Source organism: Pseudomonas migulae, from assembly GCF_043225285.1.
GTDB lineage: Bacteria > Pseudomonadota > Gammaproteobacteria > Pseudomonadales > Pseudomonadaceae > Aquipseudomonas > Aquipseudomonas migulae_C.
This window is the reverse complement of sequence record NZ_CP171224.1, coordinates 2,323,128-2,339,252: the sequence shown is the minus strand read 5'-3', so window position 1 is coordinate 2,339,252 and position 16,125 is coordinate 2,323,128. Positions and strand designations below refer to the sequence as shown.

The following is a 16,125-nucleotide window of genomic DNA, read 5'->3' as shown; positions in this document are numbered from 1 at the left end:
GCGCCCGAGGGCGTTCGAACGATGAACGGAGTGGTTATGGGTGATCGGCACGACTATGTGGCCCTCGAGTGGGTCAAAGGCGAGATTGCCGAAACGCTGAAAGTGGCTCACCAGGCGATTGAAACGCTGCTGGATGACCCGCAGGCGACGCACGCCCTCGGCGAGTGCCTGGCGTGCATCCATCAGGTTCACGGCAGTTTGCAGATGGTCGAGTTCTACGGCGCGGCCCTGCTGGCCGAGGAAATGGAACACCTGACCAGCGCCTTGCAGCAGAACCGCGTCAGCCATCGGGACGAGGCGATTCACCTGTTGATGCAAGCCCTCGGTCAGCTGCCGATCTATCTCGACCGCGTACAAGGCGCCCGTCGCGACCTGCCGCTGGTGGTGCTGCCGCTGATCAACGACTTGCGCAGCGCGCGTGGCGAAAGCCTGTTGTCGGAAACCAGCCTGTTCAGCCCGCAGTTGCCGGACCTGCCGCCGCTGGACGAAGAATCACTGGCGCTGCTGGAACCGGCGGACCTGCCGAGCGTCCTGCGCAAATTGCGCCAGATGTTGCAGATGGCCCTGGTCGGGCTGCTGCGCGAACAGGATGACGAGACCCACCTCGGTTACCTGGCCAAGGTGTTTTCCCGCCTCGAAGGCTTGTGCGGCAACGCGCCCCTGAGCCCGTTGTGGCAAATCGCTTCGGCGCTGGTCGAAGGCATGCGTGGCGGCTCGATCGCCAACAGCCCGGCCCTGCGCAGCCTGTTCAAGGACGCCGACAAAGAACTCAAGCGCCTGCTCGAACACGGCATGCCAGCGATCAATCAACCGGCACCGCCGGAGCTGCTCAAGAGTTTGCTGTTCTACATAGCCAAGGCTGAACACTCCACCGGGCAGATGCTGACCATGAAAGATCGCTACGGACTGGACGATGCGTTGCCTGACAGCGCAATGGTCGATGAAGAACGGGCGCGGCTCGCCGGCCCTGACCGCGATGCCATGCGCTCGGTGCTGGCGGCGCTGTGCGAAGAACTGGTGCGGGTGAAAGAACGCCTCGACCTGTTCGTGCGCAGTGACCGTCAGCACACCTCGGACCTCGAAAGCCTGCTCGCCCCGCTGCGGCAGATCGCCGACACCCTGGCGGTGCTCGGCTTCGGCCAGCCGCGCAAGGTCATCATCGACCAACTGGCGGTGGTGCTGAGCCTGGCTCAGGGGCAGCGCCAACCCAACGACGCGATCCTCATGGACGTCGCCGGCGCCCTGCTTTACGTCGAGGCGACGCTGGCCGGCATGGTCGGTACCGTGGAGCCGGAAAGCCAGGAAGACAGCCGTCTGCCGACCACCGACCTGACGCAGATCCACCAGATCGTGATCAAGGAAGCCCGCATCTGCCTGCAACAGGCCAAGGACATGATCGTCGACTACATCGACGCCGACTGGGACCGCCAGCACCTGCAACCGTTGCCGGCCTTGCTGACCCAGGTGCGCGGCGCGCTGGCGATGATTCCGCTGAGTCGCGCGGCAAGCCTGATCGACGCCTGCAACCACTTCATCCGCGAGCACTTGCTGCTGGAACCGGGCCAGCCGGGTTGGGAAGAACTGGACAGCCTGGCCGACGTCATCACCAGCATCGAGTATTACCTTGAGCGCCTCAGCGACGACCCCGAGGCCGCCGGTGAACAGCTGCTCGACGTCGCGGAAAAAAGCCTCGCGACACTCGGGTTTTTCCCCAGCGAACACGATGTGCCGGTGCTGGAGGATGCGCTCAGCCCGAGCGAAGCCCTGGTCATGCAGGACATGCAGGAGCTGGACGATCCGCAGGTCGTGCAGACCTTGGCCGATGTGCTGGCCAACCCGGTCTCCGCCGTCAATCCACCTGCATTGAACACCCCGGGCAGTCTGTTGCCGCCGCCGACAGGCGAGGCGCCGGTGGACGACGAGTTGCGCGAAGTCTTCCTCGAAGAAACCGATGAAGTCCTGGAAGTCCTCCGGGAGTACCTGCCGCGCTGGTCCGCCAACCCCGAAAATCAATCGGCCCTGACCGAATTGCGTCGCGCTTTCCACACGCTCAAAGGCAGTGGTCGCATGGTTCGCGCGCTGGTGTTGGGTGAACTGGCGTGGGCCGTGGAAAACCTGCTCAACCGGGTGCTGGAGCGCAGTGTTCAACCGGGGCCGGCGGTGCAGCAACTGCTCGGCGATGTGCTGAATTTGCTGCCTGAGCTGGTGGCTGAGTTCGCCGGCAATGCCCAGCGTCAGCGCAACGATGTCGATCAACTGGCCGCACGCGCCCACACCCTCGCCAAGGGCCACGAGCCGCTGGCCGATGAGGACGTGCAGGATGTCGCGGCCCTCGATCCGTTGCTGCTGGAGATCTTCCGCAACGAAGCCGAAACCCATCTGGCCAGCCTCAACCGCTTCCTCGATCAGGCCGCCGAACATGTGCCGTTGCAGGCCAGCGACGAGTTGCAGCGCGCCTTGCACACGCTCAAGGGCAGCGCCTCGATGGCTGGCGTGTTGCCGATTGCCGAGCTGGCGACGCCGCTGGACCAACTGGCCCGCGAGTACAAGGCGCACCTCATTGCCCTGGACCTGGACGAAGTCGAACTGCTGCTGGAGGCCGAAGGCGTGTTCCGCCTCGGCCTGCGTCAGCTCAAGACCGATCCGCTGGCCGAGATTCCCGGCGCGCGTTCGCTGATCGAACGAACACAGACGCTGCTGGCCGAGCGTTTGGAAACACTCTTGAGCGCTCCGAGCACAGCGCTTCGCACCAAGCGCGATCCGCAACTGATCAACAACTTCCTGGCCCAGGGCATGGACATCCTGCTGGATGCCGAAAGCCTGCTGCAGCGCTGGCAGCAGCACCCCGGCGAGCGTCAGGAACTGAGTGCGCTGCTGGACGAATTGACCACCCTGGGTGAAGGCGCGCACCTCGCCGACCTGCACCCGGTGGACGAGCTTTGCGAAGCGTTGCTGGACCTGTATGGCGCGGTGGAGGAAAGCAGCCTGGCGGTCAGCGACCGGTTTTTCCATGAGGCGCAAGGCGCCCACGAAGCTTTGATCAATATGCTCGACGAGCTGGCTGCCGGCCAGGAAGTCAGCCCGCAACCGGAACGCATCCAGGCCTTGCGCGACTTGCTCGATGAAGGCCTCGACCCCTCGGCCATGGGCCTGATCCGCAGTGACGGCAGCCGCACGCTGAGCATTCGCGAATTAGGTGATGCCACCGCCGAATTGGAACAAACCCCTGTAGGAGCGAGCCTGCTCGCGATGGACTCACAGGCACCACATATTTCCAATGAAGACGCGTCATCGTTAACGCCCATCGCGAGCGAGCTCGCTCCTACAGAGAATCGTGCTGTCGATCTGGATGACGAGATCGTCTCGATCTTCCTCGAAGAAGCGGTCGACATCCTTGAAAGCGCCGGCCAGGCCTTGCAACGCTGGCTGAAAGACCCGGAAAACGCCGCGCCGCTGCTGTCATTGCATCGCGACTTGCACACGCTCAAGGGCGGGGCGCGGATGTCCGAGGTCGAGCCGGTCGGTGACCTCGCCCATGAGCTGGAGAGCCTGTACGAAGGCCTGGTCGATCGTCGCTACAACCACAACGAGACGCTGGCGCAGCTGCTGCAGCGAAGCCATGACCGACTGGCGCAGTTGCTTGAGCAACTGCAGAACCAGCATCCGCTGAGCGATCCGGGCGAGCTGATCGCGGCCATCCGCGAATTCCGCCAAGGCAACGTCGGTGCTTCCGAAGCCGTCGAACCGTCACGGGCGCAGGCATCACCGGGGCATGATCCGGAGTTGCTGGAGATCTTCCTCGAGGAAGGCTTCGACATCATCGAAAACTCCGGCGCGGCGCTGGTGCGCTGGCAGGCCGAACCGTCGAATCGCCAGGAAGTGGAAACCTTGCTGCGAGATCTGCACACCCTCAAGGGCGGTGCGCGGATGGTGGAAATCGCCGCCATCGGCGACCTCGCCCATGAGCTGGAATTTCTCTACGAAGGCTTGTCCGCCGGCGTGCTGAAACCCACGGCGGCGCTGTTCGGGCTGTTGCAAAGTAGCCATGACCGATTGGCGCAGATGCTCGACGCCGCACGTGCCGGTCAACCGCTGCCACCGGCTGACCGGCTGATCCACGCGATCAGGAACTTCAGCCATCCGGAAGTGCTGGACGCGCCGGTTGCCGCGCCCGCGACACCCAAGATCGAGACGCCTGCGCCACAAGCCGAGGCCGGCGCCGACATGGTCAAGGTCTCGGCCGAGCTGCTCGACGATCTGGTCAACCTGGCCGGTGAAACGTCGATCTTCCGTGGCCGTATCGAACAGCAGGTCAACGATGCTCAGGTGGCGCTGAACGAGATGGAAACCACCATCGAGCGCATGCGTGATCAGTTGCGCCGGCTCGATACCGAAACCCAGGGACGGATTCTCAGCCGCCAGCAAATCGACGCCGAGCGCTCGGGCTACGAAGACTTCGACCCGCTGGAAATGGACCGTCACTCGCAGTTGCAGCAACTGTCGCGGGCGTTGTTCGAATCGGCTTCCGACCTGCTCGACCTCAAGGAAACCCTCGACCGGCGCAATCAGGATGCGGAGAACCTGTTGCAGCAACAGGGCCGCATCAACACCGAATTGCAGGAAGGCCTGATGCGCACGCGCATGGTGCCGTTCGAGCGGATGCTGCCGCGCCTGAAACGCATCGTCCGCCAGGTCTCCAGCGAGCTGGGCAAAGACGTGGAATTCGTGGTCGGCAACGCCGAAGGCGAGATGGACCGCAACGTCCTCGAACGCATGGCCGCGCCGCTGGAACACATGTTGCGCAACGCGGTGGACCACGGGCTCGAATCCGCAGAAGTGCGCGTTGCGGCCGGCAAACCGGCGCAGGGTCGCATCACCCTGGACCTGTCCCGCGAGGGCGGCGACATCATTTTCGACATCCGCGACGACGGCGCCGGCGTGCCGCTGGACGCGGTGCGGCGCAAGGCAATCAAGCGCGGATTGCTCGCGCCGGACAGCGACATCAGCGACCGCGACGTGCTGCAGTTCATCTTGCAGCCGGGATTCTCCACCGCCGAAAAAATCACTCAGATTTCCGGGCGCGGCGTGGGCATGGACGTGGTCCACGAAGAGGTCCGGCAACTGGGCGGCAGCATGAGCATCGACTCGGTGCCGGGGCAGGGCGTGCATTTCCGCATTCGCCTGCCGTTCACCGTGTCGGTCAATCGGGCGCTGATGGTGCAGTGCGCGGAGGATCAATATGCGATCCCGCTGAACACCATCGACGGCATCGTGCGGGTTCTGCCCAACGAACTCGAAGGGCATTACCGGCTCGACCCGCCGACGTACAAATACGCCGGGCAGCACTATGAACTGTGCTACCTCGGCGAACTGCTGAAAACCAGCACACGCCCGAAACTGCTGGGCCAGAGCCTGCCGTTGCCAGTGTTGCTGGTGCAATGCAACGAGCGGCACATCGCGGTGCAGGTCGATTCGATGGCCGGCACCCGGGAGATCGTGGTGAAAAGCCTCGGTCCGCAATTCGCGGCGGTGCAAGGCTTGTCCGGGGCGACGATTCTCGGCGATGGCCGGGTGGTGCTGATTCTCGATCTGCTCGCACCGATCCGTGCGATGCAGGCGCCTCAGCGGCCGCTGATCCAGGAGGCTGAAGCCGAACCGCACAAACCTCTGCTGGTGTTGGTGGTGGACGATTCGGTCACCGTGCGCAAGGTCACCAGCCGCTTGCTCGAACGCCACGGCATGAACGTGCTGACGGCCAAGGACGGTGTTGATGCCATGTTGCTGCTCGAAGAACACATGCCGGACCTGATGCTGCTGGACATCGAAATGCCGCGCATGGACGGGTTCGAAGTCGCCACCCAGGTGCGCGCCGACGAACGCCTGCAGCACCTGCCGATCATCATGATCACTTCGCGCACCGGCCAGAAGCACCGCGACCGTGCCATGGCCATCGGCGTCAACGACTACCTCGGCAAGCCGTACCAGGAATCGGTGCTGCTCGAAAGCATCGCGTTGTGGAGCAAAACCCATGCTTGATTCGCGCATCAACCAGCGCACCAGCAACCTCACCGGGCTGCTGCTGCCCCTGGCGGACCGCAACCTGATTTTGCCCAACGTCGCGGTGGCCGAACTGATCGACTACCAGCCGGCCGCGTTCGACCTCGATACGCCGCCGTGGTACCTGGGACGGGTGAGCTGGCGGGAGCGGCAGATTCCGCTGCTCAGTTTCGAGTCAGCGTGCGGCGATAAAATCGTCATCGGCGAGCGCGCGCGGATCGTGATCCTCAATGCCCTGGGCGGCCGGCCTGAACTGAAATTCATCGCATTGCTGGTGCAGGGAATTCCGCGCTCGTACAAGCTCGACAGTCAGCTCAGCTATGTGGATGTGCCGTTGTGCGCGCTGGAACAGGCGGCGGTGCAGGTGGGGGACCAGGTAGCCAAGGTGCCGGATTTGCTGGCGTTGGAGGAACTGCTTGTGAGTGCCGGACTGACATGAAGACATCCAAAAGTTGAAGATTCCCAAAAAGGGACCTATCGTTCCCTTTTTGGGACTTGTCGGGCGCTGCCGTGAAAAACCTGTCATTGAGCGAGGCCTTGTTTACCACCACCCAGCAAAAAGTGCTGGGCTTGCTGTTTGGTAAGCCCGATCGAAGTTTTTACGCCAACGAGATCGCCCGCTGGGCTCAGGTGGGTAAAGGCAGCCTTATGCGCGAGCTGGACCGGTTGCAGCAGGCCGGTGTGCTGACCCTGAGCCGTCAGGGCAACCAGACCCACTATCAAGCCAATCCCGAATGCCCCATCTATACCGAACTGCTGGGCATCGCCCGCAAAACCTTTGGTATTGCCGAGCCTTTGCGCCAGGCACTCCAACCCTTTGCCGAACAGGTCACGTGGGCATTTGTGTACGGCTCTATCGCGAAGGATCAGGCAAACGCATCCAGTGACATTGATCTCATGCTGATCGGCGAAGCCCTGCACTACAGTGAAGTGATGGAACGGCTTGTACCGCTGGAGGAACAGCTTGGCCGCGTTCTCAACCCTACGCTCTACACCCCTGACGACTGGGCAGCAAAACTGGAGGCAGAAAACAGTTTCGTCGTGCGCGTGGCACAGCAGGAAAAGATCAATCTGATGGGGGCAAACCCTTTGGAGTCCAAGGATGGGCAGCAACGAAAATCTGGAAAACCTGTTACGTAGCGGTGGACTAAAAGCCGAGCCGCCGGATCGCAAGGAGTGCGAAGGGTTAATGCGTTCGGCTGTGGATAGATTGAAGGATGCGCAAGCCACTTCACTCTCGTTCGCGAGCCGGTTCGATCTGGCTTACAACGCTGCTCACGCCCTCGCACTGACGGCACTTCGCTTGTGTGGCTATCGGTCAGACAAACGATATCTGGTGTTCCAGTGCCTGGTTCACACCGCTGACATTGGCAAAGTACAGGTTCGGCTTTTCGCGCTGTGTCACGAGCGACGGAACCTGGCGGAGTACGAAGGCTATATGGATGAGGATCAGGCATTGTTGGCGCAGCTGTTGGAAAGCACCGAGCAGCGTCAAATTCGGGTGCAACATCAGATGACAGGGCTGTACTGCTCGACATTGAATCTGTAGAGATGCTTCTGGCCCCATCGCGAGCAGGCTCGCTCCTACAGGGATCGCATTCCATTGTGGGAGCGAGCCTGCTCGCGATGGGGCCGGAACATTCAGCGACCATTACCCTGACCGTAACGATTCACCGCTCTGCTTGATTGATGCCCCCGTCCGACACTCCTAAGGTGACCCCCACGACAGCGAACCCGTGGAGTGGTCATGACAACAACAATATCCCCCGACTCGCGATGGACGCGGCGGCGCAGTGAAAAGCAGCGGCGTCTCGAGTTGGTCAAGGACCTGGCTGATGGTGTGGTCCTGCCGACCGAGAACATCATCGCGGCGCTCGAAGCGCTGATCCTGCCCGGCGACCGTGTAGTGCTGGAGGGCAACAACCAGAAGCAGGCGGATTTTCTTTCGCGCTCCCTGGCCAAGGCTGATCCCGCCAAACTGCATGACCTGCACATGATCATGCCGAGTGTCGGGCGCTCCGAGCACCTCGATCTGTTTGAACGCGGCATCGCCCGCAAGCTCGACTTTTCGTTCGCCGGCACCCAGAGCCTGCGCATCAGCCAGCTGCTGGAAGACGGCCTGCTGGAAATCGGCGCGATCCACACTTACATCGAACTCTATGCGCGGCTGGTGGTGGACCTGATTCCCAACGTCGTGCTTTCGGCCGGTTTCATGGCCGACCGCGCCGGTAATATCTACACCGGCCCAAGCACCGAAGACACCCCGGCACTGATCGAGCCGGCGGCCTTCAGCGATGGCATCGTCATCGTCCAGGTCAACCAGTTGGTGGACGACGTGACCGACCTGCCGCGCGTAGACATTCCAGCGTCCTGGGTCGATTTCGTGGTGGTGGCCGACAAGCCGTTCTACATCGAGCCGTTGTTCACCCGCGACCCGCGCCACATCAAACCGGTGCACGTGCTGATGGCGATGATGGCGATCCGCGGGATCTACGAAAAACACAACGTCCAGTCGCTGAACCACGGCATCGGCTTCAACACCGCCGCCATCGAACTGATCCTGCCGACCTACGGCGAATCCCTCGGCCTCAAAGGCAAGATCTGCCGCAACTGGACGCTCAATCCGCACCCGACCTTGATCCCGGCCATCGAGAGCGGCTGGGTCGAAAGCGTGCATTGCTTCGGCACCGAGCTGGGCATGGAAAACTATATCGCCGCGCGGCCCGACGTGTTCTTCACCGGGCGCGACGGCTCGCTGCGGTCCAACCGGATGTTCAGCCAACTGGCCGGGCAATACGCGGTGGACCTGTTCATCGGCGCGACCCTGCAAGTCGATGGCGATGGCCATTCTTCCACCGTTACCCGCGGGCGTCTGGCCGGTTTCGGTGGCGCGCCGAACATGGGCCACGACCCGCGCGGTCGCCGTCACGGCACCCCAGCCTGGCTCGACATGCGCCACACCGACGGGCCCGAACCGATGCTCGAACGCGGCAAGAAACTCGTGGTGCAAATGGTCGAGACCTTCCAGGAGGGCGGCAAACCGACCTTCGTCGAAACCCTCGATGCCGTGGAAGTGGCGAAGAAAAGCGGCATGCCGCTGGCGCCGATCATGATCTACGGGGACGACGTCACCCACCTGCTGACCGAAGAAGGCATCGCCTATCTGTACAAGGCGCGCTCGCTGGAAGAACGCCAGGCGATGATCGCCGCTGTCGCCGGCGTGACCGCCATCGGCCTGCGTCACAACCCCAAAGACACCGCGCGCATGCGCCGCGAAGGCTTGATCGCCTTGCCTGAAGACCTCGGCATCCGCCGCACCGACGCCACCCGCGAATTGCTCGCCGCGAAAAGCGTGGCCGATCTGGTGGAATGGTCCGGTGGCCTCTACAACCCGCCCGCCAAATTCAGGAGCTGGTAATGCACGCATTCAACCTGCAACCGAAACCTCTGTCGCTGGCCGAACGGCTGGCGGACCTGGCGGTGGACGCGCTGATCGACGAAGCCGACCTGTCGCCGAAGCCGGCGCTGGTGGATCGTCGCGGCAATGGCGCACACACCGATTTGCACCTCGGGCTGATGCACGCCTCGGCGCTGTCGTTGTGGCCGACGTTCAAGGAGATGGCGGAAGCGGCCATCGAATTGGGCGAAGTCGGTTTGCCGCTGCGTGAAGCGGTGGGGCGGATTGGCCGGGAAGGTGAGCAAGCGATGCTCGCCACCACCAATGGTGTGAACACCCATCGCGGCGCGATCTGGGCCTTGGGTCTGCTGGTTGCCGCTGTCGCGCTGGAGTCCCGCGCAACGGCGGCCGGTTCGATCACCCTGCGCGCGGCGCGCCTGGCGTTGCTCGACGACCGTTACGCGCCGCGCTCGATGAGCCACGGCGCGCAAGTCGCCCAGCGTTACGGCGCCCGCGGAGCCCGCGAAGAAGCCCAGCTCGGTTTCCCGGCCGTGACTCAACGCGCACTGCCGCAACTCAAGCGCAGCCGCGCTGCCGGCCATGGCGAACAGAACGCGCGCCTCGATGCCTTGCTGGCGATCATGACGCAGCTGGCCGACACCTGCGTGCTCTACCGCGCCGGCGAACAAGGCCTGCACACCATGCAACTCGGCGCCCAGGCCGTGCTCGATGCCGGCGGCAGCGCTAGCCTCGCCGGTCGTCGTTGCCTGCATGAGCTGGACCAACAATTAATCGCGTTGAATGCCTCGCCCGGTGGCGCTGCGGACTTGCTCGCAGCCTGCCTGTTCATCGACCGCATCGAGTCGGGCGACGCCGTTATCCAGGGAGCGTTTTGATGGAAACCTTATCCTTTGAATTCCCCGCCGGGCAGCCGCCTCGCGGTCGTACGCTGGTGGGTTGTGTCGGCTCGGGCGATCTGGAAGTGCTGATCGAACCGGGTCAGGCGGGCACCTTGACCATCAAGGTGCAGACCTCGGTCAATGGCAGTGAACAACGCTGGCAGCATCTGTTTGCGCGGATGTTCGACGGCCAGACGCCGCCGGCGATGGCCATCGATATCCACGACTTCGGCGCCACCCCCGGCGTGGTGCGCTTGCGTCTGGAACAAGGCTTCGAGGAGATCGGCCATGACTGACAGTGCAGCGCTCCTCAACAAACACAGTTTTGTCGAACTCGGCGCCCGGCAACGGGCGAAAGCCTTGCTCGACGCCGGCACCTACCGTGAATTGCTCGATCCGTTTCAACGCGTCATGTCGCCGTGGCTGTCGCGCCAGGGCGTGGTGCCGCAAGCCGATGACGGCGTGGTGATCGCCAAGGGCAGCCTCGGCGGTTTGCCGGTGGTGATCGCGGCGATCGAAGGCGCGTTCCAGGGCGGCAGCCTCGGTGAAGTCGGCGGGGCAAAGATTGCCGGCGCCCTGGAACTGGCGGCCGAAGACAACCGCAACGGCATTCCGACCCGCGCGGTGCTGCTGCTGGAAACCGGCGGCGTGCGCTTGCAGGAAGCCAACCTCGGACTGGCGGCGATTGCCGATATCCATGCGGCGATTGTCGACCTGCGCCAGTACCAACCGGTGGTCGGTGTGGTGGCGGGCAGCGTTGGCTGCTTTGGCGGGATGTCGATTGCCGCCGGGTTGTGCAGTTATCTGCTGGTGACCCAGGAAGCCCGGCTCGGCTTGAACGGTCCGCAGGTGATCGAGCAGGAAGCCGGGCTCGAAGAATACGACTCCCGCGACCGCCCCTTCATCTGGAGCCTGACCGGTGGCGAGCAACGTTTTGCCAGCGGTCTGGTGGACCGTTTTGTCGCTGACGACGTGGCGCAGATCCAGCAGCAGGTCAGTGAATTGCTCAAGCAAGGCTTGCCGGAACAACCACGCAGCCAGCAGGCCGATCTGTTCCTGCAACGCCTGGCCCGACTGGACGCCGAGCCGCAAATAGATGCGGCGACGGTTCGCGATCTGTATCAAGGAGAGCGCTCATGAGTTCGTATTCCCTGCGTGGTTTGAACTGGTTCAACGCCTTGAGCACAGGCGCGAAACTGGTGGAAGGTTTGCCGGCGTCGCTGAAAGTCGCCGATGGTGAGTTGGGCGATCAGCCGGTGCGGTTTATCGCCGTGGTGGCTGATCCCGACAATCGCTTCGTTCGCGCTCGTAACGGCGAAGTCGGCTTGCTGGAAGGTTGGGGCCTGGCCAAAGCGGTGGATGACGTCATTGCAGCTGACGCGGATAAATCCCATAAGCGCGCCTTGATCGCCATCGTCGATGTGCCGAGTCAGGCTTACGGTCGACGCGAAGAAGCCCTCGGCATTCATCAGGCGTTGGCGGGTGCTGCCGACAGTTATGCCCGCGCCCGGCTGGCCGGCCACGCCGTGATTGGCTTGCTGGTGGGCAAGGCGATGTCCGGTGCGTTCCTGGCGCATGGTTACCAGGCCAACCGCTTGATCGCCCTACGCGATCCGGGCGTGATGGTGCATGCGATGGGCAAGGCGTCGGCGGCGCGGGTGACGTTGCGCAGCGTCGAAGAACTGGAAGCGCTGGCGGCCAGCGTGCCGCCGATGGCGTATGACATCGACAGCTACGCGAGCCTGGGTCTGTTGTGGGAAACCTTGTCGGTTGAACAGATTGAACAGCCGACGGCGGCTGATCTGGCGCGAGTGACTGAATGCCTGGGCCAGGCGATTGCGGATGTCGCGGCAAGCGGTCGCGACTTGAGCAGCCGGCTGGGCGCCAGTAACCGCGCGGCATCGAGCCAGGTTCGCCAACTGCTGAGAGCGCAGTGGTGAGCACGTTTCTGGCTCACGACCTGCTCTGGGGCATGACCCCGGAGCAGCTGCCTGCGGATGCGCCTGTGTGGGTGGCCGAGTCCATCCGCGCCGGCCAGCCGGTGGTGGTTCGGCGAGCCCTGAGCGCGCCGGATCTCATCGCGGTCGGGGTTCGCGGTCGCTTGCGGGAACAGCGTTTTGCGACGCTGATGCCGGTCGATGCGGTTCAGCGTCGCGTCGCACCGGAAGCGCTGTGTCATGTCTCGATCGACCGGGATCTGCCCGCCGTGCAGGCCCTCAACCAGTTGCGGCCGCTGCTCGATGATTGCGGCTGGGTGTGGGGTGTCAGCGGCAGCGCCGGGTTTGAATTGGCCAGTGGTTTTGTTGCGTTGCACGAGGGCAGCGACCTCGACTTGATCTTGCGCACGCCGCAGCCGCTGGAACGTGCTCAGGCGCACCAGTTGCTGAAGATTCTGGACCGCGCCGCGTGCCAGGTGGACATGCAATTGCAGACGCCTTTCGGCGCCGTCGCCCTGCGCGAATGGGCCAGCCCCGCGCGCCGGGTTTTGCTGAAAAGCGCCCGCGAAGCCTGTCTGGTGGTTGATCCGTGGAACCCGCTGGAGCAAGCGGCGTGAGCAGTTTGCTGGTGTTCCCCGGCCAGGGCGCGCAGCAACCGGGCATGCTCCATCGTTTGCCTCGGGAAACGCTGATCGAGGCCAGTGATGTGCTCGGCGAAGATGTATTGCTGCTGGATACGGCCGATGCTTTGAAGTCGACCCGGGCCGTTCAGCTTTGCCTGTTGATCGCCGGTGTCGCGGCGTCGCGCCAGTTAGCAATGACGGCAGATTACGTGGCCGGCTTGTCCATCGGCGCCTATCCGGCGGCGGTGGTGGCGGGCGCCTTGAGCTTCAGCGATGCGCTGCACCTGGTCAGCCTGCGCGGTGAATTGATGCAGCAGGCTTATCCACAAGGCTACGGCATGACCGCGATCATCGGTCTGGAGTTGTCCACAGTGGAGGGTTTGCTGGCGCAGGTTCACAGCATCGATACGCCGGTTTACCTGGCCAACATCAATGCCGATAACCAGGTGGTGATCGCCGGCAGCGATGCGGCCATGAAGGCAGTCGCCGAGTTGGCAAAAGGTCGCGGTGCCGGTCTGGCAAAACGTCTGGCGGTCAGCGTGCCGTCCCACTGCCCGCTACTGGAAACACCGGCAAAAACCCTGGCCGAAGCCTTCGCCAGCGTGCCGTTGAAAACGCCGACGACGGGCTACTTGAGTGGCAGCCGCGCGCGACCGGTCATCAACACGGACGCATTGCGCGACGACCTCGCTTTCAACATGTGCCGTGTCGTCGATTGGCGCGGCACCGTGCAAAGCGCTTATGAGCGCGGTGTACGTCTACAGATCGAACTGCCGCCCGGTGCGGTACTCACCGGGCTGGCGCGCCGGGTGTTCGAGCAGGGCACCGTGATTGCTTTCGACGGCGCGCGGCTCGACACCTTACAGGCGCTGTTGCGTGAGGAGGGAAGCCGCCAACTCTAGACCTCCGACTCAGGCCTTCGAACAACAAAAACAACATTCGACGATGCACTTTGAGGACAACAACAATGATTATTTACGGTGTGGCGCTGTTGGCGATCTGTACGCTGGCAGGGGTGATTCTGGGCGATGCGCTGGGCGTATTGCTCGGCGTGAAATCCAATGTCGGCGGGGTCGGGATCGCGATGATCCTGCTGATCTGCGCGCGGTTGTGGATGCAAAAGCGCGGCGGCATGACCAAGGATTGCGAGATGGGCGTCGGCTTTTGGGGTGCCATGTACATTCCGGTGGTGGTGGCGATGGCCGCGCAACAGAACGTTGTGACCGCGTTGCACGGCGGCCCGGTGGCGGTGCTCGCGGCCATCGGTTCGGTGGTGCTCTGCGGCTGCACCATTGCTTTGATCAGCCGGACCCACAAGGGCGAACCGTTGCCCGATGAGCCTGCGGAACTCACGCCGGTCGGCACGCCAGTAGGAGGTCGCTGATATGTTGGAAGTCATCGAGAAAGGCCTGGCAACCAACGGTCTGGTCACGGCGTTCGCGTTCGTCGGTGTGATCATGTGGGTGTCGGTGGTGTTGTCCAAGCGCCTGACGTTCGGACGGATTCACGGCTCGGCGATTGCCATCGTCATCGGTCTGGTACTGGCCTGGGTCGGCGGCACCATGACCGGCGGGCAAAAAGGCCTGGCGGACCTGACGCTGTTTTCCGGCATCGGCCTGATGGGCGGCGCGATGTTGCGCGACTTCGCCATCGTCGCCACGGCGTTCGAAGTGCAGGCCACCGAAGCGAAGAAGGCCGGGTTGATCGGCGTGATTGCGCTGTTGCTGGGTACGGTGCTGCCGTTCATTGTCGGGGCGAGCATTGCCTGGGCGTTCGGGTATCGCGATGCGATCAGCATGACCACCATCGGCGCGGGCGCGGTGACGTACATCGTCGGGCCGGTGACCGGTGCGGCGATCGGCGCGAGTTCGGATGTGGTGGCGCTGTCGATTGCCACCGGATTGATCAAGGCGATTCTGGTGATGGTCGGTACGCCGATGGCTGCACGCTGGATGGGGCTGGATAATCCGCGTTCGGCGATGGTGTTTGGCGGCTTGGCCGGGACTGTCAGCGGTGTGACTGCCGGGTTGGCGGCGACGGATCGGCGATTGGTGCCTTATGGGGCGTTGACGGCGACCTTCCACACCGGGCTTGGGTGTCTGCTTGGGCCGTCGTTGTTGTACTTCATTGTTCGCGGGATTGTCGGTTGACCCGATAGATCATTGTTGAATGAGCTGACGCCATCGCGAGCAGGCTCGCTCCCACAGGGGGATTGCATTCCAACTGTGGGAGCGAGCCTGCTCGCGATGGCCGCGCCTCGGTTTCAAGCCTGGCGATTGGCATACATCCGACACTCCGCCAGCAACGCCAGCAAATTCGGATCGCGCTCCTTGGCTTTCAAAAACACCACGCCAATGTGCTGCTGCAACCGGTACTTTTCCTGCAACGGGATCAGCTTCACCCGGTTCTCGTACACCGCCGCAATCCGCCCCGGCAGCAACGCGTAACCCACCCCGGAACTGACCATGCTCAGCAGGGTGAAGATGTCGTTGACCTGCATCGCCACCTTCGGCTCGAAGCCTGCCTGTTTGAAGACGCGGTTGCCGTCCTGATGCGTGGCGAAGCCCTGGGTCAGGGTGATGAAGGTCTCGTCGCGAACTTCGGCCAGGTCCACTTCGCTTCTTTGCGCAAACTTGGAGTCGGCCGGTGTGGCCAGGAAGATGTCATCGGAGAACAGCGGGATATGTTCCAGGTCGGGGTCGATGATGCTGTCATCCAGCGACACCAGGATCGCATCGACTTCCATGTTCTTGAGCTTGTACAGCAGGTCGAAATTCGAGCCGAGAATCAGGTCGATGTTGAGCTCGCTTCGACGGATTTTCAGGCCCATGATCAGCTGCGGCACGGTCTTCACCGTCAGCGAATACAGCGAGCCGAGCTTGAAGCGCTCAGCGGAAAACCCGGCGGCTTCGCGGGTCAGGCGCACGCTTTCGACCACGTCCTGAATCAGCTTCTGCGCCCGTTCTTCCAGCACATACGCACTTTCCAGCGGCGTCAGGTTGCGGCCTTCATGCTTGAACAGCGGACAACGCAGTGCGCTTTCCAGGGAGTGAATGGCGCGGTGCACGCTGACGTTGCTGGTCTGCAACTCGGCGGCGGCCCGGGCCAGGTTGCCGGTGCGCATGAAGGCCAGGAACACCTCGAGTTTTTTCAGGGTCAACTCTTCGTCGATCAGCATCGCGCAGACTCTTTTTGGAATGACCCGATTGTGC

At 63.0% G+C, this 16,125-nt stretch carries 14 protein-coding genes; 13 read left to right on the top strand and 1 reads right to left on the bottom strand.

Annotated elements, in window-relative coordinates; all coding sequences use genetic code 11:
• Positions 1-36: 36 nt before the first annotated feature.
• The 13 genes from ACF6ZU_RS10805 to madM all read left to right on the top strand — a co-directional run bounded on the left by ACF6ZU_RS10805 (position 37) and on the right by madM (position 15,063).
• Entirely contained in the window at positions 37-6,036 is a 6,000-nt protein-coding gene (locus ACF6ZU_RS10805; RefSeq protein ID WP_392892233.1) for an Hpt domain-containing protein, read from the top strand.
• Positions 6,029-6,496, top strand: coding sequence for a chemotaxis protein CheW (locus ACF6ZU_RS10800; RefSeq protein ID WP_392892231.1), 468 nt, complete (start codon positions 6,029-6,031; stop codon positions 6,494-6,496). The genes ACF6ZU_RS10805 and ACF6ZU_RS10800 overlap by 8 nt, the downstream gene beginning before the upstream one ends.
• Before the next feature lie 71 nt (positions 6,497-6,567).
• Entirely contained in the window at positions 6,568-7,197 is a 630-nt protein-coding gene (locus ACF6ZU_RS10795; protein WP_392892230.1) for a nucleotidyltransferase domain-containing protein, read from the top strand.
• Positions 7,160-7,606 carry a hypothetical protein gene (locus ACF6ZU_RS10790; protein ID WP_392892229.1) on the top strand — a complete coding sequence of 149 codons (447 nt, stop codon included), beginning with the start codon at positions 7,160-7,162 and terminating at the stop codon, positions 7,604-7,606. The genes ACF6ZU_RS10795 and ACF6ZU_RS10790 overlap by 38 nt, the downstream gene beginning before the upstream one ends.
• Positions 7,607-7,804: 198 nt before the next feature.
• The gene (mdcA, locus tag ACF6ZU_RS10785) at positions 7,805-9,475 is read left to right on the top strand and encodes a malonate decarboxylase subunit alpha (protein ID WP_392892228.1); all 1,671 of its coding nucleotides are present in this window, start codon (positions 7,805-7,807) and stop codon (positions 9,473-9,475) included.
• On the top strand, positions 9,475-10,350 hold the full coding sequence (locus ACF6ZU_RS10780; protein WP_392892226.1) for a triphosphoribosyl-dephospho-CoA synthase: 876 nt from the start codon (positions 9,475-9,477) through the stop codon (positions 10,348-10,350). Before mdcA ends, ACF6ZU_RS10780 begins: the two co-directional genes overlap by 1 nt.
• The gene (locus ACF6ZU_RS10775) at positions 10,350-10,649 is read left to right on the top strand and encodes a malonate decarboxylase subunit delta (RefSeq protein ID WP_392892224.1); all 300 of its coding nucleotides are present in this window, start codon (positions 10,350-10,352) and stop codon (positions 10,647-10,649) included. The genes ACF6ZU_RS10780 and ACF6ZU_RS10775 overlap by 1 nt, the downstream gene beginning before the upstream one ends.
• Complete coding sequence (locus tag ACF6ZU_RS10770) at positions 10,642-11,493, top strand: biotin-independent malonate decarboxylase subunit beta (RefSeq protein WP_392892222.1); 852 nt, start codon at positions 10,642-10,644, stop codon at positions 11,491-11,493. Before ACF6ZU_RS10775 ends, ACF6ZU_RS10770 begins: the two co-directional genes overlap by 8 nt.
• Positions 11,490-12,293, top strand: a complete 804-nt coding sequence (gene mdcE / locus ACF6ZU_RS10765) for a biotin-independent malonate decarboxylase subunit gamma (RefSeq protein ID WP_392892220.1) — start codon at positions 11,490-11,492, stop codon at positions 12,291-12,293. The genes ACF6ZU_RS10770 and mdcE overlap by 4 nt, the downstream gene beginning before the upstream one ends.
• Positions 12,287-12,907: a malonate decarboxylase holo-ACP synthase gene (locus ACF6ZU_RS10760; protein WP_392892218.1), complete on the top strand. Its 621-nt coding sequence runs from the start codon at positions 12,287-12,289 to the stop codon at positions 12,905-12,907. Before mdcE ends, ACF6ZU_RS10760 begins: the two co-directional genes overlap by 7 nt.
• Positions 12,904-13,815 carry a malonate decarboxylase subunit epsilon gene (gene mdcH / locus ACF6ZU_RS10755; protein WP_392892217.1) on the top strand — a complete coding sequence of 304 codons (912 nt, stop codon included), beginning with the start codon at positions 12,904-12,906 and terminating at the stop codon, positions 13,813-13,815. Before ACF6ZU_RS10760 ends, mdcH begins: the two co-directional genes overlap by 4 nt.
• 65 nt (positions 13,816-13,880) lie before the next feature.
• A complete protein-coding gene (madL, locus tag ACF6ZU_RS10750; RefSeq protein WP_008026228.1) occupies positions 13,881-14,297 on the top strand; it encodes a malonate transporter subunit MadL in 417 nt (138 codons plus the stop codon).
• A gap of 1 nt (position 14,298) precedes the next feature.
• Positions 14,299-15,063 (top strand): malonate transporter subunit MadM, encoded by a 765-nt coding sequence (gene madM, locus ACF6ZU_RS10745; RefSeq protein WP_392892214.1) that lies wholly within the window; start codon positions 14,299-14,301, stop codon positions 15,061-15,063.
• Positions 15,064-15,176: 113 nt separating this feature from the next.
• Here madM and ACF6ZU_RS10740 read toward each other — a convergent pair whose 3' ends face one another.
• Positions 15,177-16,091 carry a LysR substrate-binding domain-containing protein gene (locus ACF6ZU_RS10740; protein WP_392892212.1) on the bottom strand — a complete coding sequence of 305 codons (915 nt, stop codon included), beginning with the start codon at positions 16,089-16,091 and terminating at the stop codon, positions 15,177-15,179.
• Positions 16,092-16,125 lie beyond the last annotated feature (34 nt).